The 21,304-nt window shown below is 59.9% G+C and carries 20 protein-coding genes; 13 read left to right on the top strand and 7 right to left on the bottom strand.

The features are described 5' to 3' along the window. The gene (gene cyoA, locus D8U70_RS06335) at positions 1 to 942 is read right to left on the bottom strand and encodes a ubiquinol oxidase subunit II (RefSeq protein WP_024014231.1); all 942 of its coding nucleotides are present in this window, start codon (positions 940 to 942) and stop codon (positions 1 to 3) included. A gap of 350 nt (positions 943 to 1,292) precedes the next feature. On the opposite strand from cyoA, the gene D8U70_RS06345 reads away from it, so the two are divergent. Next, positions 1,293 to 1,628, top strand: coding sequence for a hypothetical protein (locus tag D8U70_RS06345; protein ID WP_130928498.1), 336 nt, complete (start codon positions 1,293 to 1,295; stop codon positions 1,626 to 1,628). A gap of 141 nt (positions 1,629 to 1,769) precedes the next feature. Here the strand turns inward: D8U70_RS06345 and D8U70_RS06350 are convergent, their stop codons facing one another. Both D8U70_RS06350 and hmpA read right to left on the bottom strand, forming a co-directional pair. Next, a complete protein-coding gene (locus D8U70_RS06350) occupies positions 1,770 to 2,279 on the bottom strand; it encodes a disulfide bond formation protein B (protein WP_016773299.1) in 510 nt (169 codons plus the stop codon). Between the two features lie 223 nt (positions 2,280 to 2,502). Beyond that, complete coding sequence (gene hmpA, locus D8U70_RS06355; RefSeq protein WP_130928499.1) at positions 2,503 to 3,684, bottom strand: NO-inducible flavohemoprotein; 1,182 nt, start codon at positions 3,682 to 3,684, stop codon at positions 2,503 to 2,505. Between the two features lie 163 nt (positions 3,685 to 3,847). Between hmpA and norR the strand changes: the two genes are divergently transcribed. The 5 genes from norR (at position 3,848) to D8U70_RS06380 (ending at position 8,420) form a co-directional block, all read left to right on the top strand. After that, a complete protein-coding gene (gene norR / locus D8U70_RS06360) occupies positions 3,848 to 5,410 on the top strand; it encodes a nitric oxide reductase transcriptional regulator NorR (RefSeq protein ID WP_130928500.1) in 1,563 nt (520 codons plus the stop codon). A gap of 316 nt (positions 5,411 to 5,726) precedes the next feature. Beyond that, the gene (locus D8U70_RS06365; protein ID WP_016773296.1) at positions 5,727 to 6,629 is read left to right on the top strand and encodes a chemotaxis protein; all 903 of its coding nucleotides are present in this window, start codon (positions 5,727 to 5,729) and stop codon (positions 6,627 to 6,629) included. Positions 6,630 to 6,632: 3 nt separating this feature from the next. Then, positions 6,633 to 7,115, top strand: coding sequence for a GNAT family N-acetyltransferase (locus tag D8U70_RS06370; protein ID WP_122706632.1), 483 nt, complete (start codon positions 6,633 to 6,635; stop codon positions 7,113 to 7,115). 145 nt (positions 7,116 to 7,260) lie between these two features. Continuing rightward, a complete protein-coding gene (locus D8U70_RS06375; RefSeq protein ID WP_130928501.1) occupies positions 7,261 to 7,587 on the top strand; it encodes a hypothetical protein in 327 nt (108 codons plus the stop codon). A gap of 83 nt (positions 7,588 to 7,670) precedes the next feature. Continuing rightward, positions 7,671 to 8,420, top strand: coding sequence for a YkgJ family cysteine cluster protein (locus D8U70_RS06380; protein ID WP_110646181.1), 750 nt, complete (start codon positions 7,671 to 7,673; stop codon positions 8,418 to 8,420). Between the two features lie 123 nt (positions 8,421 to 8,543). Here the strand turns inward: D8U70_RS06380 and D8U70_RS06385 are convergent, their stop codons facing one another. The 3 genes from D8U70_RS06385 to D8U70_RS06395 form a co-directional block, all read right to left on the bottom strand. Then, complete coding sequence (locus D8U70_RS06385; protein ID WP_039761398.1) at positions 8,544 to 8,783, bottom strand: hypothetical protein; 240 nt, start codon at positions 8,781 to 8,783, stop codon at positions 8,544 to 8,546. 139 nt (positions 8,784 to 8,922) lie between these two features. Next, a complete protein-coding gene (locus tag D8U70_RS06390; protein WP_130928502.1) occupies positions 8,923 to 9,342 on the bottom strand; it encodes a hypothetical protein in 420 nt (139 codons plus the stop codon). Continuing rightward, complete coding sequence (locus D8U70_RS06395) at positions 9,305 to 9,934, bottom strand: nucleotidyltransferase domain-containing protein (RefSeq protein ID WP_071173543.1); 630 nt, start codon at positions 9,932 to 9,934, stop codon at positions 9,305 to 9,307. Before D8U70_RS06395 ends, D8U70_RS06390 begins: the two co-directional genes overlap by 38 nt. A gap of 191 nt (positions 9,935 to 10,125) precedes the next feature. Between D8U70_RS06395 and D8U70_RS06400 the strand changes: the two genes are divergently transcribed. The 7 genes from D8U70_RS06400 to D8U70_RS06430 all read left to right on the top strand — a co-directional run bounded on the left by D8U70_RS06400 (position 10,126) and on the right by D8U70_RS06430 (position 20,175). Then, positions 10,126 to 11,286, top strand: a complete 1,161-nt coding sequence (locus D8U70_RS06400) for an efflux RND transporter periplasmic adaptor subunit (protein ID WP_130928503.1) — start codon at positions 10,126 to 10,128, stop codon at positions 11,284 to 11,286. Next, positions 11,283 to 14,396 carry a multidrug efflux RND transporter permease subunit gene (locus D8U70_RS06405; protein WP_130928504.1) on the top strand — a complete coding sequence of 1,038 codons (3,114 nt, stop codon included), beginning with the start codon at positions 11,283 to 11,285 and terminating at the stop codon, positions 14,394 to 14,396. Before D8U70_RS06400 ends, D8U70_RS06405 begins: the two co-directional genes overlap by 4 nt. 7 nt (positions 14,397 to 14,403) lie before the next feature. Next, on the top strand, positions 14,404 to 15,081 hold the full coding sequence (locus D8U70_RS06410) for a heavy metal response regulator transcription factor (protein ID WP_016773287.1): 678 nt from the start codon (positions 14,404 to 14,406) through the stop codon (positions 15,079 to 15,081). Next, on the top strand, positions 15,071 to 16,435 hold the full coding sequence (locus D8U70_RS06415) for a heavy metal sensor histidine kinase (protein WP_130928505.1): 1,365 nt from the start codon (positions 15,071 to 15,073) through the stop codon (positions 16,433 to 16,435). The genes D8U70_RS06410 and D8U70_RS06415 overlap by 11 nt, the downstream gene beginning before the upstream one ends. 299 nt (positions 16,436 to 16,734) lie before the next feature. Beyond that, positions 16,735 to 16,956 (top strand): hypothetical protein, encoded by a 222-nt coding sequence (locus D8U70_RS06420; RefSeq protein WP_016773285.1) that lies wholly within the window; start codon positions 16,735 to 16,737, stop codon positions 16,954 to 16,956. Positions 16,957 to 17,150: 194 nt separating this feature from the next. After that, entirely contained in the window at positions 17,151 to 18,467 is a 1,317-nt protein-coding gene (locus D8U70_RS06425) for an OprD family porin (protein ID WP_130928506.1), read from the top strand. 199 nt (positions 18,468 to 18,666) lie between these two features. After that, positions 18,667 to 20,175 (top strand): sensor domain-containing diguanylate cyclase, encoded by a 1,509-nt coding sequence (locus D8U70_RS06430; protein ID WP_130928507.1) that lies wholly within the window; start codon positions 18,667 to 18,669, stop codon positions 20,173 to 20,175. Positions 20,176 to 20,354: 179 nt separating this feature from the next. Here the strand turns inward: D8U70_RS06430 and lpxC are convergent, their stop codons facing one another. Then, positions 20,355 to 21,266 (bottom strand): UDP-3-O-acyl-N-acetylglucosamine deacetylase, encoded by a 912-nt coding sequence (lpxC, locus tag D8U70_RS06435; protein WP_007916984.1) that lies wholly within the window; start codon positions 21,264 to 21,266, stop codon positions 20,355 to 20,357. Positions 21,267 to 21,304 lie beyond the last annotated feature (38 nt).

The following is a 21,304-nucleotide window of genomic DNA, read 5'->3' on the forward strand; positions in this document are numbered from 1 at the left end:
TTACTCCTCTGCCCCGGCAGCTGAATGCGAACCCGCGTCAATATCCGTGGCCGCCACTTCTTTCTCTTTCTTCTCGTGCTTCAGCGGCTTGCCCGGCTTCATACCTTCGTACTTGTCGACGATGATCTGGAACTGGTTCGGCGTGACCGACGAGTAGAGTTCGACTGGGTTGTTCTGGCTCGGTTTGGCCAGGGCCGCGTATTCAGCCTGATCAAGCTGTTTAGGCGACTTCTTGACTTCACTTACCCAGGCGTCGAAATCTTCCTGAGTGGTGGAGATAGCCTTGAATTTCATACCGGTGAAACCGGCACCGCTGTAGTTGGCGGAGATACCGTCCATCTCAGCGTTGCGGTCAGCGATCAGGTGCAGCTTGGTCTGCATGCCCGCCATCGCGTAGATCTGGCCGCCCAGGCCCGGGATGAAGAACGAGTTCATCACGGCGTCGGAGGTGATCTTGAAGTTGATTGGCGTGTGCGCCGGGAACACGATCTTGTTGACCGTGGCAATGCCTTGTTCCGGGTAGATGAACAGCCACTTCCAGTCCAGCGCGACGACTTCGATGGTCACCGGCTTGACGTCAGACTCGATCGGACGATACGGGTCCAGCTCGTGAGTCGAGATGTAAGTGATGTAGCCCAGGGCGATGATGATCAGCACCGGGATGGTCCATACGGCCACTTCGATCTTGGTCGAATGCGACCACTTCGGCGTATAGACGGCGTTCTTGTTCGAAGCGCGGTACTTCCAGGCAAACAGGAAGGTCATGACGATGACCGGCACGACGACCAACAGCATCAGCAGCGTGGCGGTGATGATCAGGTTGCGCTGTTCCAGGCCGACCTGGCCCGTTGGATTGAGCAAGGTCATGTTGCAGCCTCCCAGCAACAACGTGCCGAGCAGCGGCACTAGGCCTAGTAATCTGGGGTACCTGTTTTTACTCATCTCACGACCTCTAAAGCAGCTTGCGCAATGCAGTTGGGTTTTGATCGCCAACACTTCACCCTGCCAAGGGTTGGCATTTTCTTTGGATTGAATAAGGGCCGCCCGTCGCGCGTCTGACGCTCGACAAAACCTTGGGACAGCGTTCAGTTCTTATTCGAATTCGTGGTCAAAGGCCTTGTTACAGACCAATTCCATTTGGTGCGGAAAATTGGAAAGGCACCGACACCAGGGTGTCTCGAAAACCTCGCGGCTCGCTCGACACCCGACCTCCTGATCAGTTCCTTGATAAAGGCTGAACAGCGTCGGGAATTCAGTGCGGGCGATTGTAGATAGGTAGCGCCCTATACACCATGTCTTATCCCGAAATAATTTTTATCACTCAGAGCAACAATCCATCGCCATTTTTGCAAAAGTTGCGCAAGTTATCGAAAGCGTTTCTCAATAAAAGCGGCAAAATCTGCCAGCGTAACCGCCTCAAATCAGACAGCTCTGCACCCGATCTACAAACGCTGGAGCGGCGCAAAGCCCGATGTTCCAAGGGCTTCGTCCATCTGCCGGCGCTTGTTAAAACTGCCTGCTCTGGTACGTCCGTGCTCAAGCCCGAAAACACTAAAACTGGCCAATGTTTTTATGTAACAGGCGGCCAATCCGCCGCATCCCGAGCCACTGCGACAGCCCCTGTGTGACAACATGTCGCACATTTGCCGCACGCTTCATTGCCGTTCGTCACGGTGTTTTCACAAACGCTCTGAAATGCAAAACGCCCCGATTTTCATCAACGAAAATCGGGGCGTTTTGTTTATCGGCAGCTGTGCCGAGAAGTTGACTCAGCGCAGCGCTTTTCGATTACGCGAAGTCAGCAGAGGCACCAGAATCACCACCAGCACGAACGCCACCAGCGCCCATTGCGCCAGCGACAGACCGAGGATCGGCGGATACGGCGTCGAGCAGAAACCGTCAACCTGGAAGCCCAGCGGGAAAATCTTTGCCAGCGGCAGATCATCGACAATCGGCTGCAGCACATCGACGCCACAGCTCACCGCCGGATAGAACTGTGTATAGACGTGATGCCCGGCCACACCGGCCCCGGCGATCGCACAGATCACTACCAGCGTCTCGAACACAGTGATGCTGCGACGGCTGCGCATGCCCGCGCCAATGAAGGCGAACAGTGCAATCAGCAACAGTGCATAGCGCTGCAGGATGCACAGCGGGCAAGGTGCTTCGCCGAGCACGACCTGCATGTAAAGTGCGCCGCCGATCAACGCCAGGCAGATGATCCCCAGCAACACCAGATAGCGCCGCTCACGCCCCAACCGCATCGTTTCCTCGCTCATTGCCTTTCCTTTGTAAGTCCATGGTCCAGCCGGCCGGCGGCTGAAATTGTCGCAAGTCTACACCGGGGCAATAAACGATAGAGCGGTTAAGGAATGATTAACCAACATGGCTTTTGCGGCGCGCAGAAGATTCGCGAGCAGGCTCGCTCCCACAATGGATCTGCGTCGAACGCAAATCCGCTGGGAGCGAGCCTGCTCGCGAACGAGACAAGGCGGTCTCGGATCACTCCAGAGCAGCAGCCGGGCCGAAGAACTCGTAACGGCTCTGCTTCTCCGGCACGCCCAACGCTTTCAGGTGCCGTTTGATCGCGCCCATGAACCCTTTCGGTCCCAAGAAGTAAGCATCGACATCACGCTGCGCCGGCAGCCACTGGCCGAGCAGTTCTTCGTTGAGCAGGCCAACCTTGTCCGCCGCCGGGCTGACACCATCTTCTTCGGCGTAGCAATAGAAGCGCTTGAGTTGCGGATGACGCGCCGCCAGCCCATCGACCCAGTCGCGGAACGCGTGGACGCTGCCGTTGCGCGCGCAGTGGATAAAATGCACCGGACGTTCGGTGGCCAGCGCTGCTTCCAGCATCGCCAGAGTCGGCGTGATGCCAACACCGCCGCTGATCAGCACCAGCGGCTTGTCGCTGGCCGCCAGGGTGAATTCGCCCGACGGCGGGAACAGTTGAATGCTCGCGCCGACGTGCAGTTGATCATGCAGATAGTTGGACGCGCGACCATTCGGTTCACGCTTGACGCTGATGCGGTACTGACCGTTATTGGCCAGTGCCGAGAGCGAATAGTTGCGGCGGATTTCTTCTCCGTCGAGGATCAATTTCATGCCGATGTACTGACCCGGTTCGGCCGCAAGAATCGGCCCTTTGTCCACCGGTTCGAAGTAGAACGAGGTGATTTCGGCGCTCTCCTGCACTTTCGCCGCGACGATGAATTCCCGCGCACCGCGCCAGCCGCCGACCGCTTGTTCCTTCTGGTCATAGATCGCGGTTTCCGCGCCGATCAGGATGTCGGCCAGTTGCCCGTACGCAGCGCCCCAGGCACTCATCACCTCTGGTGTGGCGATCTCTTCGCCGAGCACTTCGGAAATGGCGCGCAGCAGGCAGGTACCGACGATCGGGTAATGCTCTGGCAGAATTTGCAGGGCGACGTGTTTGTTGATGATCTTCGCCACCAGATCGCCCAACTGGTCGAGCTGATCGATGTGCCGGGCGTACATCAGCACGCCGTTGGCCAAGGCACGCGGCTGATCGCCACTGGCCTGATGCGCCTGGTTGAAAAGTGGCCGCACCTGCGGGTATTCGGAGAGCATCATGCGGTAGAAATGTGTGATCAACGCCTCGCCGCCGCTTTCCAGCAGAGGCACGGTGGATTTGATGATGGCACGATCCTGGACGCTAAGCATAAGGTGACTCCTGCGCTTTCTTGAAAGATTGCATTAGGGATATCAGCTTTCGTGCCAACTAATTAATCCATTGAATTCAACAGCTTGAAACCTACTTAGTCATTTAGACACAAATGAACGTATAGTCATCGCGACTACACCTTGTCTCTTTGACTACATAACCATGACCGCTAAATCCCTGCTTACCGCCCTGCTGCCTCTGGTCGCCGACCTCTCCCGCGAACTGCCCGAAGGTGAGCGCTACCGGCGTTTGCTCGAGGCCATGCGCGCCTTGTTGCCCTGCGATGCCGCCGCGTTGTTGCGTCTGGATGGCGAATCATTGGTGCCGCTGGCGGTGGATGGCTTGAGTACCGACACCCTCGGCCGGCGCTTCAAGGTCAGCGAGCATCCGCGTTTTGAAATCCTGCTGGCCGGCGCCGGGCCGACGCGCTTCGCTGCCGACAGCGACTTGCCCGATCCTTATGACGGTTTGGTCGATGGCCTCGACGATCATCTTGAAGTTCACGACTGCCTCGGCTGTCCTTTATTCGTCGATGAAAAACTCTGGGGCCTGATCACGCTCGACGCGCTGGACCCGGAGCGTTTCGAGCCGATCGAACTCGACGCACTGCAAGCCTTCGCCAGCCTCGCCTCGGCCACGGTCAATGCGGCCGAACGCATCGAACGTCTGGCCACCCGCGCCGAAGACGAACATCAGCGCGCCGAGGTCTACCGTCAGGCCAGCGGTCAGCAGCACCGCGAAATGATCGGCCAGAGCAAGGCGCATAAACGTCTGGTGGAAGAAATCAATCTGGTCGGCGGCAGTGATCTGACCGTTCTGATCACCGGCGAAACCGGGGTCGGCAAAGAGCTGGTAGCCCAAGCGATCCACGCCGCCTCCGCGCGCGCCGACAAACCGATCATCAGCCTCAACTGCGCCGCCCTCCCCGACACGCTGGTGGAAAGCGAACTGTTCGGCCACGTGCGCGGCGCCTTCACCGGCGCCACCAGCGACCGGCGCGGCAAGTTCGAACTGGCCAATGGCGGCACGCTGTTTCTTGATGAAGTCGGCGAGCTGTCGCTGACGGTCCAGGCCAAGTTGCTGCGCGTATTGCAGAGCGGTCAATTGCAGCGCCTGGGCTCGGACAAAGAGCACCAGGTCGACGTGCGTCTGATTGCCGCGACCAATCGTGATCTGGCCGAAGAAGTGCGCAGCGGTCGCTACCGTGCCGACTTCTATCACCGCTTGAGCGTGTACCCGCTGCGGGTGCCGGCCCTGCGCGATCGCGGGCGCGACGTGTTGCTGCTCAGTGGCTTCTTTCTCGAGCAGAACCGCTCGCGCATGGGCCTCAATAGCCTGCGCTTGAACAGTGATGCTCAGGAAGCACTGCTGGCCTACACCTGGCCGGGCAATGTCCGAGAGCTGGAGCATTTGATCGGACGCAGTGCGCTGAAGGCGCTGGGTAACTGCAAAGTGCGGCCGAAAATTCTGAGTTTGAGCGCGGCGGATCTGGATTTGCCCCGTGAGGTTGTGGATAACGTGGTTGCGCCTGCCAGTACCGACTTGACCAATGTACTGCCGATGATCAGCGGGGATCTGCGCACTGCCACCGATGAGTTTCAGCGGCGCCTGATCAGTGCAGCGCTGGAGCGTCATCAGGATAACTGGGCGAGTGCGGCGCGGGAGTTGGGGGTGGATCGGGCGAATCTGGGGCGGATGGCCAAACGACTAGGCATGAAGAGCTAAAAGCACACCCTCACCCTAGCCCTCTCCCAGAGGGAGAGGGGACTGATTGGGGGATATTGAAGAACTCCACTGACGTGAAAGATTTCTTCCGAATCCATAATCGACTCGGTCGTTCAGGTCGGTGTAAGACGCCAGACACCTCCGTCGGCCCCCTCTACCTCTGGGAGAGGGCTGGGGTGAGGGGCAGTGATAGAGAGAACAGCGATCAACTCAAGCCGACTACCCGACAACTTACCTAAAGCCCACCCCTTTAACGCCGATAACACGGCATCAAAGGTTTCTGGCGATTTCCACTCTCGCCCCACAGAAGGTTCTTATGTCCTCCACCAAAGCCCGCGCAGATTCACTTTCGCTTCTGCTGTTTACCTTGCGCAGCGGCAAGCTGATGGCGATCAACCTGCTGAAAGTCAGTGAAATCATCCCCTGCCCGCCGCTGACCAAGCTGCCGGAGTCGCACCCGCACGTCAAAGGCATCGCCTCCCTGCGCGGTGCATCGCTGTCGGTGATCGACCTCAGCCGCGCGATCGGCGAGCGGCCGCTGGAAGATCCCAACGGTGGCTGCCTGATCGTCACCGATGTCAGCCGTTCCAAGCAGGGTCTGCATGTGCAGGCGGTGAGCAAGATCGTCCATTGCCTGACCACCGACATCAAGCCACCACCGTTCGGCTCTGGCGGCTCACGCGCCTACATCACCGGCGTGACCTCGGTGGACGGCACGCTGGTACAGGTGCTGGATATCGAAAAAGTCATCCACAGCATCGCCCCGGCGCAGATCGAAATGGCGCCGACCGACCTGACCATGGAAGACGCTGAAGTGCTCGGCAACGCGCGCATTCTGGTGGTCGATGACAGCCAGGTGGCCCTGCAGCAATCGGTACACACCCTGCGCAACCTCGGCCTGCAATGCCACACCGCGCGCAGTGCCAAGGAAGCCATCGACTGCCTGCTCGACCTGCAAGGCACCGCGCAGCAGATCAACCTGATCGTCTCCGACATCGAAATGTCGGAAATGGACGGCTACGCCTTCACCCGTACCCTGCGCGAGACCCCGGACTTTGCTCACCTGTACGTGCTGCTGCACACCTCGCTCGACAGCGCGATGAACAGTGAAAAGGCCCGACTGGCCGGTGCCAATGCGGTACTGACCAAGTTCTCCTCGCCGGAGCTGACCCAACGTCTGATCGAAGCCGCCAAGCACGTCGCGGCCAATGGGCACTGAGTCTTGGCCGAGACGTTTTGCTTTCTGCTGCGGCGCGACTTGAGTGGGGTTCTGCCGGACGCGCAGTGGCCGGACGGGATTGAGCTGTCCGTCTACCGCGAGGAACTGGCGCCAGCAGTGCACCAGTTGATGCAGCTCGGACAGCTGGAAGGTGGCGGTCGAGTGCCGTCACTGCACGACTGGCGTCAGCGCTTTGCCAGCGACCCCGAATACGATCCAGCGCTGTGTTTCGTGGCCTGCGATGCCGAGGGCGTGGTGGGCGTGGCGCAGTGCTGGACCAGTGCCTATATCAAGAATCTGGTGGTGCACCCGCGAATGCAGGGCCGGGGGCTTGGACGCGCGTTGTTGTTGCATGCCTTCAGCGTCTTTCAACAGCGCCGCGAGGGATTTGTCGATTTAAGGGTTCTGGAGGACAACCTGCGGGCGCGGCGGTTGTATGAGAGTGTCGGGATGGTTGTGGTTCGGCGCGAGCTTGTGCCCGACTGATCTACCGCTTTCGCGAGCAGGCTCGCTCCCACAGATGGATTGCATTTCAAACTGTGGGAGCGAGCCTGCTCGCAAAGGGGCAGCACTGGCAACTTCCGCTATCCGACAGACTCCAACCTTGGCCATACCCAAGGATGCCCCAACCATGAAAGCCATCACCCTGGCCCTGCTCAGCCTCACCACCCTCGCCTCCCAGGCCCACGCTTCCAGCCCCGACGCCTGGGCTGCCTATGACAAGACCGTACTCGCCAGTTGCACCAAGGCCAGTGGCCTGAAAAACGTCAAACCGGTCGGCACACCTGCGCAATTCGATGACCGCGTCGGTTACACCGCTGTCCTGCTGCAAGGCCAATACCCGCAAAAACACATGAAAGGCCAGCAAGGCAGCGAGCTGTGCCTGTACAACAAACAGTCGAAAACCGCGTACGTCACCGAGTGGGATTCGATTCGCCCGACCGCCAAACCTCAGTGAATGGCGCACAACTTGCTTCGACCCGGCCCTGTGCGGTGGTTTTCCGCCACCGTTTCACACCCTGATTGAAGACAGATCGCTCAATGAATACGACATTTTCCTGCGTAGGTTGCGGCAAATGCTGCACCGACCACCATGTCCCGCTGACGCTCGCCGAAGCCCGCATGTGGGCGGCCGATGGCGGTCAGGTGATCGTGCTGGTCGAGGCGTTTCTCGGCAATGGCCTGGGCCTGCCGGCGCAGCAGCGCGAACATGCCGAGCGCCGTTCGGCGGTGGTCCGCAGTGGCACTACTGATGCTCACGTGGCGATCACCTTTGCCGCCTACAACGTCGGCCCCTGCCGGAATCTTGACGACGAAAAGCGCTGCCGGATCTACGAGCGGCGCCCGCTGGTGTGCCGGATTTACCCGGCGGAAATCAATCCGCACATCCCGCTCAATCCAGCTGCCAAGGATTGCCCGCCAGAGTCCTGGGAGCAGGGGCCGGAGTTGATTGTGGCAGGCGAGCTGGTTGATCGGGAACTGGTTGAGTTGATTCAGCGTTCACGTCAGGCGGATCGGGATGACATCAGACTCAAGGATGCGATCTGCGCAACCCTGGGAATTCGCACCACGGCGCTCAAGGGCGACGGGTTCACCGCGTACTTGCCGAACATGGATGCCTTTGCGGCAGTGATTGACCAAGTGAGCGCGCAACCGCTGGCGGCGCGAACCAGTGAATGGCTGTTTCATTTGTCTGGCGATGATGTCGCCGGGCAAGTGCTGGCTGCGGGCGGGCAAGTGGTGACGGAACCGGCGCAGACTTATGCGTTTATTTCATTGCGCGCGGCTTGATCTGACATTCGTCGTGTAGCGGCTGCCGCCTTCGCGAGCAAGCTCGCTCCCACATTGGATCTGCGCGTGGGAGAGAACCTGCTCGCGAAGAGGCCGGCACCCATACCCACACAGCGCGTTATCTCAACGCTTGCCCATCGACCGACGCGTACCCGGCGGCGCCATGCCCGGGGTTTTGGTGTGGCCATTCTTCGCGCCATTCTTGTACCACGGCTGATTCGAGCCTTTCGCCGAAGCCAGCTCGCCCGGCTTGAACGGGAACTTGAACGCCGGGATCTCGGCCTTGGTTTCGCTGGTGTCAGCCACTTCAGCCGGGACGTCGCTCACAGCGTCGTCAACCGGCGGTTGGGTCGGGGAAGTCATAAAAGCTCCGGGAACAAAAAGTCGGCCCGATCAGTGAGCCGCAAAGGCGCGCAGTATACCTGTGCGCTCTGGCTCGGCATCTGAAGATTTGCGCGATGCGCTGAATGGCTGCCTGGCACTGACACTGCGTGATGATATTTCAGTTCATGCGATGCTGAACGTCACCCACCAATTGCGAGGTGCTCTCCAGCAACTGCTCAAGAAGCGCGTCATCTTCATCCATATAGCCTTCGTATTCGGCGAGATTGCGCCGCTCGTGGCACAACGCAAACAATCGCACCTGAATTTTGCTGCTTTGCGTGGTATGGATCAGGCACTGGAATACCAGATAGCGCTTGTCCGATCGATAGCCACTCAAGCGAAGAGCTGTCAGCGCCAGCGCGTGAGCGGCGTTGTAGGCCAAATCGAACCGGCTGGAAAACGACAGTGTGCAGGTGTGCGCATCCTTGAGCCTATCCAGAGCCGAGCGCATCAGCCCCTCACACTCCTTGCGGTCAGGTGGCTCCGCTTTCAGTACACCGCTACGTAGAAGATTCTCCAGACTCTCGTTGCTGCCCATCCTTGGACTCCAAAGGGTTTGCCCCTGACAGATCGATTTTTTCCTGCTGCATCACCCGCGTGACAAAACTGTTCTGTGCCGCCAGCTTCCTGGCCCAGTCTTGCGGGGTGTATAGCGTCGGGTTGATGGGACGCCCCAATTGCTCCTCCAACGGCATGAGTCGCTCCATCAACTCACTGTAGTGCAGGCCTTCGCCAATCAGCATGAGATCTATGTCACTGAGTGTGTTCGCCGAGTTTTTGGCGATGGAGCCATACACGAACGCCCAAGTGATCTGTTCGGCAAACGGTTCTAATGCCTGACGAAGAGGCTCGGCAAAACCGAATGTCTTGCGCGTGATGCCCAGAAGCTCCGCGTAGATAGGACATGCGGGGTTGGCCTGGTAATGGGTCTGGTTACCCACTCGAGTCATGCTGAGAATCCCGGCTCGTTGCAATCGATCGAGTTCACGCATCAGGCCGCCTTTGCCAACCTGTGCCCAGCGCACAATTTCGTTGGCGTAGAACGTCTGGTCAGGCTTGCCGAACAACAATCCCAACACTTTTTGCTGGGTGGCGGTGAACAGGGCTTCGCTTAAAGAAAGGTTTTCCACTGGCGCAAACCGAAGAGTCCCAAAAAAGGAACGATAGGTCCCTTTTAGGGACTTATCAACTCAACGGTAATCGCAGCCACTGCAATTAACGTCGGAAACTGACAATCCTGACAGCCAGCCGTCACCCTGCCGACCGCCTGAGCGGTTTATAACTGGTCAATCTGCCCAAACTCCAGACTTCGGCGCCGCGCATGTCCATCCAGAAAAACAAAATCCTGCTGGCCACTCTCCTGATTCTGCTGGCAGCCACCGGCCTGTGGTTCGCGCTGAAACCGGCGCCGGCCAAACTGGCTACACCGACTGCCATCCCGGTGCGGGTGGTGACGGTCAGCGCCAAAGACGTGCCGCGCTACACCAGCGGCATCGGCTCGGTGCTCTCGCTGCACAGCGTGGTGGTGCGCCCGCAGATCGACGGCATTCTGACGAAGATTCTGGTCAAGGAAGGCCAACGGGTCAAAGCAGGCGACCTGCTCGCCACCATCGACGACCGCTCGATCCGCGCCAGCCTCGACCAGGCCCGGGCGCAGTTGGGCGAGAGTCAGGCGCAGTTGCAGGTCGCGCTGGTCAATCTCAAGCGCTACAAACTGCTCAGCGTCGACGACGGCGTATCGAAACAGACCTTCGACCAGCAACAGGCCTTGGTCAACCAGCTCAAAGCCACTGCGCAAGGCAATCAGGCATCGATCGATGCGGCGCAGGTGCAACTGTCCTACACGCAGATTCGCTCCCCGGTCACCGGGCGCGTCGGTATTCGTACGGTCGATGAAGGCAATTTCCTGCGCATGACCGACACCCAGGGCCTGTTCACCGTCACGCAGATCGACCCGATCGCCGTCGAATTCTCCCTGCCGCAGCAGATGCTGCCGACCCTGCAGAGTCTGATCAGCGATCCGCAACGCGCACTGGTCAAGGCTTACATCGGCGCCGACACCGATGGCGAAACCGGCAATCTGCTCGGCGAAGGTCAGCTGACCCTGATCGACAATCAGATCAACGCCAACACTGGCACCATCCGCGCCAAGGCCGAATTCGCCAATGCCAGCCAGAAGCTCTGGCCGGGTTTGCTGGTGACGGTAAAAATTCAGACGGCTGTGGATAAAGATGCGCTGGTGGTTCCGCCCACCGTCGTACAGCGTGGCCTCGAACAACACTTTGTTTACCGCGTGAAGGACGACAAGGTCGAGGCGGTGCCGGTGCAAATGGTTTATCAGGGCAGCGGCCAGGACATCATCAAAGGTGTCAACGCTGGTGACGTGCTGGTGACCGACGGCCAGTCGCGACTCAAGCCGGGCTCGAGCGTGCAAGTCATGAGCGAGCCGCCGCAAGTGGTGCAGGCGGAGCCGAAGCCATGAACTCGCACAAAGGCATCTCGACCTGGTGCATCGATCACCCGGTGGCGACGATTTTGCTGACGTTCGCTCTGGTACTGGTCGGTGTAATTGCCTTCCCGCGTTTGCCGATTGCGCCACTGCCGGAAGCGGAATTTCCTACGATCCAGGTCTCGGCACAGTTGCCCGGCGCCAGCCCCGACACCATGGCTTCCTCGGTGGCCACGCCGCTGGAGGTGCAATTCAGCGCCATCCCCGGCATGACCCAGATGACCTCCAGCAGCGCGCTGGGCTCAACCCTGCTGACCTTGCAGTTCACTCTCGACAAAAGCATCGACACCGCCGCCCAGGAAGTACAGGCGGCGATCAACACGGCCGCCGGCAAGTTGCCCAAAGACATGCCGACACTGCCCACGTGGAAGAAGGTCAACCCGGCCGACAGTCCGGTGTTGATTCTCAGCGTCAGCTCGACACAGATGCCCGGCACCGAACTCAGCGACCTGGTGGAAACCCTGCTCTCGCGTCAGATCAGTCAGGTCGACGGCGTCGGCCAGATCAACATCACCGGTCAGCAACGCCCGGCGATCCGAGTACAGGCCTCGGCGGACAAACTCGCGGCGATTGGCCTGACGCTGGCCGACATTCGGCTGGCGATTCAGCAGACCAGCCTCAACCTGGCCAAAGGTGCGCTGTACGGCGAGTCGAGCATTTCCACGTTGTCGACCAACGACCAGTTGTTCCACCCCGAGGACTACAGCGAGCTCATCGTTTCCTACAAGGATGGCGCCCCGGTTCACCTGCGCGATGTCGCCAACGTCGTCAACGGTGCGGAAGATGCCTACGTGCAGGCCTGGGCCGGAGATCGCCCCGGTGTGAATCTGGTGATTTTCCGCCAGCCCGGCGCCAACATTGTTGAAACCGTCGACCGCATTCAGGCCGCCCTGCCCGGCCTCGAAGCGATGCTGCCGGCCTCGGTGCAGGTGAAAACCCTGATCGACCGCACGCAGACCATTCGCGCCTCGCTGCACGAAGTCGAGATCACCTTGCTGATCGCGATCCTGCTGGTGGTCGCGGTGATGGCGCTGTTCCTGCGCCAGTTGTCGGCGACGCTGATTGTCTCGGCGGTGCTCGGTGTCTCGCTGATCGCCAGTTTCGCCCTGATGTACGTCCTCGGTTTCAGCCTGAACAACCTGACGCTGGTGGCGATCGTCGTCGCGGTCGGCTTCGTCGTGGACGATGCGATCGTGGTGGTGGAAAACATCCATCGCCATCTCGAGGCCGGCGATGATATGCGCGAGGCGGCGATCAAGGGAGCCGGCGAGATTGGCTTCACCGTCGTTTCGATCAGTTTCTCACTGGTGGCGGCGTTCATTCCGCTGCTGTTCATGGGCGGTGTGGTCGGGCGCCTTTTCAAGGAATTCGCCCTGACAGCGACTTCGACGATCATGATTTCCGTGGTGGTGTCGCTGACCCTGGCGCCAACCCTTGCCGCGCTGTTTATGCGTAAGCCGGTACATCACGCCAACGCCAAACCCGGTTTCAGCGAACGCCTGCTCGGCTGGTACGAAAAGGGCCTGCGCCGCGCCCTCGATCATCAGAAATTGATGATCGGCGTGTTCGGTCTCTCGCTGGCGTTGGCGGTCGCCGGGTACATTTTCATTCCCAAGGGATTCTTCCCGGTGCAGGACACCGGTTTTGTCCTCGGCACCACCGAAGCCGCTGCGGATATCTCCTACGGCGATATGGTGAAAAAACACTTGGCGATGGCCGAAATCGTCGCGGCCGATCCGGCGGTGCAGGCCTTCTCGCACTCCGTCGGGGTTTCCGGCAGCAACCAGACTATCGCCAACGGGCGCTTCTGGATCGCCCTGAAAAAACGTGGCGATCGCGATGTCAGCGCCAGCCAGTTCATCGATCGCATCCGCCCGCAACTGATGAAAGTGCCCGGCATCGTCCTTTATTTGCGCGCCGGGCAGGACATCAACCTCAGCTCCGGCCCGAGCCGTGCGCAGTACCAATACGTACTCAAGAGCAACGACGGCGCGACCCTCGCCACCTGGACCCAGCGCCTGACCGAGAAACTGCGCAGCAACCCGGCGTTTCGCGACATTTCCAACGATCTGCAACTGGGCGGCAGCATCACTCACATCAGCATCGACCGCAGCGCCGCCGCGCGTTTCGGCCTGACCGCCAGCGATGTTGACGAGGCGCTGTACGATGCATTCGGCCAACGGCAGATCAATGAATTCCAGACCCAGGTCAACCAGTACAACGTGATTCTGGAACTGGACACCAAGCAGCGCGGCAAGGCCGAAAGCCTCAACTATTTTTACCTGCGCTCGCCACTGAGCGGCGAGATGGTGCCGCTGTCGGCGCTGGCAAGGTTTGACGCGCCAACCATCGGTCCGTTGTCGATTGCCCATGACGGCATGTTCCCCGCCGCCAACATGTCATTCAACCTCGCCCCCGGCGTGGCATTGGGCGATGCGGTGATTCAGCTCAACCAGGCCAAGGCCGAGATCGGCATGCCCACCGCGATCAGCGGCAATTTCCAGGGTGCGGCGCAAGCGTTCCAGAGTTCTCTGGCCAGCCAGCCGTGGCTGATTCTGGCGGCGCTGGTGGCGGTGTACATCATTCTCGGAGTGCTTTATGAAAGCTTCGTGCATCCACTGACGATCATTTCGACCCTGCCGGCGGCAGGCCTCGGCGCGGTGATCATGCTGTGGATCTGCGGCCAGGACTTTTCGATCATGGCGTTGATCGGCCTGGTGCTGCTGATCGGCATCGTCAAAAAGAACGGCATCCTGATGATCGACTTCGCGCTCGAGGCGCAGCGCCAGCGCGGTCTGCCGCCGCAGGAGGCGATTTTCGAAGCGTGCATCACCCGGTTCCGGCCGATCATCATGACCACCCTCGCCGCCCTGCTCGGTGCGTTGCCGCTGATGCTCGGTTACGGCACCGGCGCCGAACTGCGCCAGCCGTTGGGCATTGCCGTGGTCGGCGGTTTGCTGGTCAGCCAGATGCTGACGCTGTTCACCACGCCGGTCATATACTTATGGCTCGAGCGGCTGTTTCACCGGCACTCACACCCACCAGCTCCAACGCCCGCAACGGCACTGGCGACCACAGACTGAGGCGGTCATGCGCGTTCTGATTATCGAAGACGAAGAAAAAACCGCGGATTATCTGCACCGTGGCCTGACCGAACAGGGCTACACCGTCGACCTTGCCCGCGACGGTGTCGAAGGCCTGCATCTGGCGCTGGAATGCGACTACGCCGTAATCGTCCTCGACGTGATGTTGCCGGGGCTCGATGGCTTCGGCGTACTGCGCGCATTACGTGCGCGCAAGCAGACCCCGGTGATCATGCTCACCGCCCGCGAGCGCGTCGAAGATCGGATAAAGGGCCTGCGCGACGGCGCCGACGATTACCTCGGCAAACCGTTTTCCTTTCTCGAACTGGTCGCCCGCCTGCAAGCATTGACTCGCCGCAGCGGCGGCCATGAGCCGGTGCAAGTGACCATCGCCGACCTGTGGATCGACCTGATCAGCCGCAAGGCCACCCGCGCCGGCACGCGCCTGGATCTGACCGCGAAAGAGTTTTCCCTGCTCAGCGTGCTCGCCCGTCGCCAGGGCGAAATCCTTTCGAAGACCGCAATCGCGGAAATGGTCTGGGACATCAATTTCGACAGTGACGCCAACGTCGTCGAAGTCGCGATCAAACGCCTGCGCGCCAAGCTCGACGGGCCGTTCAACGAAAAGCTGCTGCACACGATCCGCGGCATGGGTTATGTGCTGGAGAGCCGTGGTGTCCAGTAACTCGATTGCCTTGCGCCTGAGCGGCATGTTCACGCTGGTGGCGCTGGTGGTGTTTCTGTTGATTGGCGGCGCGCTGTATCAGCAGGTCGACAAGGGCTTGGGATTGTTGCCCGAAGCCGAGCTGGATGCGCGGTACAGCGTGCTCGAATCCACCGTCGGCCGTTACGGCACGCCGGAGCATTGGGTGAAGATCAACAACAAGCTCAAGCTGCTCGGCGAAGAAGACAAGCGCATCAGCTTCTGGATCAGCAGCGGTGATCCGCGCTACGAATACGGCAACCTTACGCCGCAGATTCGCGCGGCCATCAACGGCCCGTTGGGCATGCACGATCTGCAACTGCCCGATCAATCCTACCCACTGAAAGTGCTGGTCAGTCAGTTCCCCGCCAAGGACCAGCGCCCGCCGTTGCGCTTCATGATCGGCATAGACACCGAGACATTGCATCAGACCCAGCATCACTTGCTCATCGCCCTGATCAGTCTGGCGATTGTCGGGGTGCTGCTGGCCTCTGCATTGGGCTATTGGGTCGCAAGAATCGGTCTGAAGCCGTTGATCAAACTATCGCAGGAAGCCCAGCGTCTGGCACCACCGCTGCGCGCCGGGCGCTTGCGTCTGTCGCCGCTGCCGCCGGAACTGGAGCAGTTTGTCGAATCGTTCAACTCAACTCTGGAACGGGTTGAACTGGCCTATTCGCGGCTGGAATCGTTCAACGCCGACGTCGCCCATGAACTGCGTTCGCCGCTGACCAACCTGATCGGCCAGACCCAGGTCGCGCTGACTCGCGGGCGCTCCGCCGAACACTATTTCGAAGTGCTGCAATCCAACCTCGAAGAGCTGGAGCGACTGCGCTCGATCATCAACGACATGCTGTTTCTGGCCAGCGCCGATCAAGGCAACAAGGCGACCAAACTGACCTCGACGTCACTGGCTGATGAGGTCGCGACGACACTGGACTATCTGGATTTCATCCTTGAAGACGCGCAGGTTGAAGTGCAGGTCAGCGGCGATGCGCAAGTGCAGATCGAGGTCGCACACCTGCGCCGGGCGTTGATCAACTTGCTCAGCAACGCGGTGCAGCATACCGAACCGGGCCAGGTGATCGAGGTGCGCATCGAGGTTGAAGAACACCAGGTGAGCATTGGCGTGGCCAATCCCGGGACGCCGATTGCCAGCGAGCATCTGCCGAGGTTGTTCGAGCGGTTTTATCGGGTTGATGCCTCGCGTAGCAACAGCGGCAATAACCACGGGCTGGGGCTGGCCATCGTCAAGGCGATTGCGCTGATGCATGGCGGGGATGTGTTTGTGCGCAGTGACCGGGGCATGAACACCTTCGGCATTCACCTTCCGGTCTGAATGCTCAGCCAAGCCCTGTGGCGAGGGGATTTATCCCCGCTCGGCTGCGCAGCAGTCGCAAATCCTGTGCACAAGGTCCAAGAATCTTTGAGGCTGGAATTCTTGGGGCCGCTTCGCAGCCCAACGGGGATAAATCCCCTCGCCACAGGCCACCATCACGCACAGACCGGGTTGTTACCCGTGCCGATCTTTGCTTTTGCTGTAACAGTCATTTATGAAAATCACGCTGTTTCCCAAACCCCGGCAACCTTATCTTTGCCCGCACCAAACAGCACTCGCCAAGCGAGAAGGTTTTCAAGATGTCCAACAGTATGGGTATTGCCAGCGCATTCGTTTTGTCCTCATTGATCCTGTCGCCGATGGCGATGGCTGAAGAATCGCAAGCGTTCGTGGCGCACAACGTCGCTCGCGCGCAGGCATTCGATCAGCATCAGGCCGAAGTGATGGCCAAGGCTCAAGACGCGACGCAATCCCCGCAGGCCGCCACTTCCCAGGCTCAAGCGCTCGAGAAAGACAGCTGAGTCGCACCGCGAAAGGTTTCCCTCGACGCGGTTGTTTGGCTCTTCCCGTTCAACCGTCGTCACTCCAGGCCGCTGTTATTCAGCGGCCTTTTTTCGTTGTGGTCTGAAAGCCGTCTGGCGCGTCTGTAACAACAAGAAACATCAAGCCGCTCAAGAACCAGAGCGGCCCGCTGACCCAAGGAGCTCCACCGCACGTGTTTTACCCTGCCCGCCTCACCCCGCTGTTCATTGCAATTGCCGCAACGATTGCTCCCGCCACCCACGCCGACGAGTCTGCCCAACAGGGCTTCGTCGCAGGCTCGAGCCTCAACCTCAACGCCCGCAACTACTACATGAATCGCAACCGCTTGCAGAAGGCGGACGACAATATCGAGTGGGGTCAGGGTTTTCTCGGCGTGTTCCAGTCCGGCTACACCGAAGGCACGGTCGGCTTCGGCGTCGATGCCCACGCCATGCTCGGCCTGAAACTCGACGGTGGTGGCGGTACCGACGGTTCGAGCATCCTGCCGATCAGCGATGGCAACGGCAAAGCGCCGGGCTCGTTCTCCACCGCAGGCGGGACGTTGAAGATGCGCGCCTTCGATACCGAGCTGAAGGCCGGTGACCTGTTCCTCACCAACCCGGTGATTGCCGGCGGCGACACGCGGATGCTGCCGCAGACGTTTCGTGGCATCAGCCTGAGTAACCGCAGCTTCGACGGCTGGCTGATCGAAGGTGGCCAGGCCAGTTTCACCAAGCCCTATAACCAGAGTGGTCATACCCGCATCGGAACGTCATACGGCACCCTCGCCGACGGCGACGAAAGCCAGCACCTGAACTGGGCCGGTGTGGCCTGGAGCGGCGTTGAGGGCCTGACCAGCAGTCTTTACGCCTCCGAGCTCAAGGACATCTGGAACCAGTACTACTACGACCTCGACTACACCTGGCAACTGAACGATCTGGTCAGCCTCAACCCGGGCCTGCACTTCTATCACACGCAAGACACCGGTGATGCGCTGCTCGGCAACATCGACAACAACACTTGGAGCACGCATCTCACCGTCGGCATCGGCAACCACAGCGTCACTGCCGCGTATCAGCGGGTCAACGGCAACACGCCGTTCGACTACATCAGCCAGGGCGACAGCGTTTATCTGGACAACTCGCAGCAGTATTCGGACTTCAACGGCCCGAACGAACGCTCCTGGAAGCTCAAGTACGCTTACGACTTCACTGGCCTCGGCATGCCCGGATTGACCTCGGCGCTGTCCTATTCACGCGGCACGGTGGATCTGACCAAAGCCGACCCGAACAGCGCAGGCTATTCCAGCTGGTACAGCGCCGACGGCCATAACGCCAAGCATTGGGAACGCGACATCGATTTGCAGTACGTCGTGCAAAGCGGCCAGGCCAAGGATCTCGCGGTGCGCCTGCAATGGGCCACCAACCGGGGCGGCAACGGCTACGGCGCGATTGATTCGGATACAGATGAATACCGCGTGATCATCGACTACCCGGTCAACGTCTTCTAAGATCGGCGCTGCGTTTTTCAGATCCTGTGATCTACCCTGTGGGAGCGAGCCTGCTCCGGGCGGCGTTCCGACGAAAGCTGATTGTCAGTCAACATCTGTGTTGAATGACACACCGCTTTCGCGAGCAGGCTCGCTCCCACAGGTTCGTCCGGCGTCAGCCCAACTAAGCTTATGAAACCACTTCAACCGGCTCCCCATCATGATCGCCAGCCGCACGCCTTCCATCACAGGCCTTACCGGTCGCCCCGAGCGCCTGCTGATCCTCGGCAGCCTGCTGACCGTGATTGCGATGGTGTGCATCGTCACCTTCCTGCTGATCCGCGAGTACGCCAGTGCGCAGGAAGTCGCCACGCGCCGCGCCACGACCATCGCGCAATTGATCGATGCCGATGTGCTGCGCACCGTCGAGCTGTACGACCTGACGCTGCAAGGGCTGATCGCCGCCGCTCAGCGTGACGACCTGCAGAACGTCTCGCCGCAGATCCGTCATCTGGCGCTGTTCGATCGCTCTGCCACCGCGCGCTTCAAGGGCGACATCCTGCTGCTCGACAAGCATGGCGAGGTGATCGCCGATTCCTCGCGCATCGAAGCGAAACCGGGCAATTTCGCCGACCGCGATTATTTTCTCGCTCACGCATTCAACCGCGATATCGGCATGTTCATCAGCCGCCCGTTCAAGACCCGCTGCGATTGCGAAGAGGCCGATCAGTGGCGCATCAGCTTCAGCCGGCGCATCTCCTCGCAGACCGGTGAATTCCTCGGCGTGGCGGTGGCGTCGCTGAAACTCGACTATTTCGACGACCTGTTCAAAAGCCTCGACATCGGCACCGACAGCACGTTGAACATCATCAATAGCGATGGCGTGCTGCTTGCGCAGAAGCCGTATCTGCAGAGCGATTCGGTCGGCAAGAGTTTCGGCAACCGGCCCAACGTCGTGCGGATTCTCAGCGACCGCGATGGCAGCGGCAGTTTCACCAGCACCTCTAGCATGGATAAACAACGGCGGCTCTATACCTACTCGCGGGTCGGCAATCTGCCGTTGACCGTGATGGTGGCGCTGTCCAGCGAGGAAGTGTTCGGCACCTGGCGGCGCACGGCGATCCTGATCAGCGGCGCCACCGGCGTGTTGTGCCTGGGGCTGTTGTGGCTGACGTGGCTGCTCGCTCGGGAACTGCGTTTGCGCCATCGCGCCGAACGCGAACTGGCGCAACTGGCTGCCACCGATGATCTGACCGGCGTTGCCAACCGACGCATGCTCGACCAGACCCTGCGCCATGAGTGGTTCCGCGCGCAACGCTCGGGCCAGCCGCTGTCGGTGATGATGATCGATGCCGACCACTTCAAGGCCTTCAATGATCGCCATGGCCATCAGGCTGGGGATCAGGTGTTGCGCGAACTGGCCAAGGTAATCACCGCGAACGTGCGGCGTCCGGCGGATCTGGTCGCGCGGTATGGCGGTGAAGAATTTTCGGTGATTCTCGCCGAGACCGACAGCGCAGGAGCGCAGCAGATCGCCGAGCAGATTCGCCAGGCTGTGGAAGACTTGCCCTTGGTCGAAGGCGCTGAGCGGGCGATGACCGTGAGTATCGGCATCGCCACCTGGACATCGGCAAGCGAGATGACACTGGAGCAGTTGTTGTTTGCAGCGGACAAGGCGTTGTATCAGGCCAAGGAAGGCGGGCGTAATCGCGTTGTGGTGTCAGCCTGATGTTTCCAGGGTGAAGGCACCGGCGCCTTCGCGAGCAGGCTCGCTCCCACGGTTGGAATGCTTTTCAAAGGTGGGAGCGAGCCTGCTCGCGAAGAGGCCTGATCAGGCACTAGAGAAACCACAGGCATAAAAAAAGGCCATCCGAGGATGGCCTTCAAAAAACTAGAGAGGTTTTTTACTTACACCGCCGCAACCGGGCGCATGTAAGAGATTGGTGCGGTGCTGGCGTCTTCGAACGTCACCACTTCCCAAGCGTCTGTCTGCTCAATCAATTTGCGCAGCAGCTGGTTGTTCAGTGCATGACCGGACTTGAAGCCTTTGAACTCACCAATCAGGCTGTTGCCCAGCAGGTACAGGTCGCCAATCGCGTCGAGGATCTTGTGTTTGACGAATTCGTCTTCATAACGAAGACCGTCTTCGTTCAACACGCCATCAGCGTCGACCACGATCGCGTTTTCCACGCTGCCGCCGAGTGCGAGGTTGTGCTTGCGCAGGTACTCGATGTCACTCATGAAACCAAAGGTACGAGCGCGGCTGACTTCTTTAACGAACGAAGTGCTGGAAAAATCCACGCTTGCACTCTGGGTGCGGTCCCGGAATACCGGGTGATCGAAATCGATCTCGAAGCTCACCTTGAAACCTTCGAAAGGGACGAAAGTGGCGCGCTTGTCGCCATCTTCCACTGTCACTTCACGCAGGATGCGGATGAATTTCTTGGCGGCGTCCTGTTCTTCCAGGCCTGCCGATTGAATCAGGAATACGAAGGGTCCAGCGCTGCCATCCATGATCGGGACTTCGGACGCGGAGAGCTCGACGTAGGCGTTATCGATGCCCAGGCCAGCCATGGCCGAGAGCAAGTGCTCTACCGTGTCCACTTTGACGTCGCCATTGATCAGCGTCGTCGACATAGTGGTTTCACCGACGTTTTCCGCGCGGGCAGGAATCTGCACCACAGGGTCGAGGTCAGCGCGACAAAACACAATGCCAGTGTCGACAGGCGCAGGCTTGAGGGTCAGATAGACCTTCTCACCGGAGTGCAGGCCTACACCTGTGGCACGGATAATATTTTTCAGTGTGCGTTGTTTAATCATGGCTTGGGCCGCTTCAGCGCAAATTGCGAACTGGTATC

The organism is Pseudomonas sp. Sample_20 (genome assembly GCF_004307585.1).
Taxonomy (GTDB): domain Bacteria; phylum Pseudomonadota; class Gammaproteobacteria; order Pseudomonadales; family Pseudomonadaceae; genus Aquipseudomonas; species Aquipseudomonas atacamensis.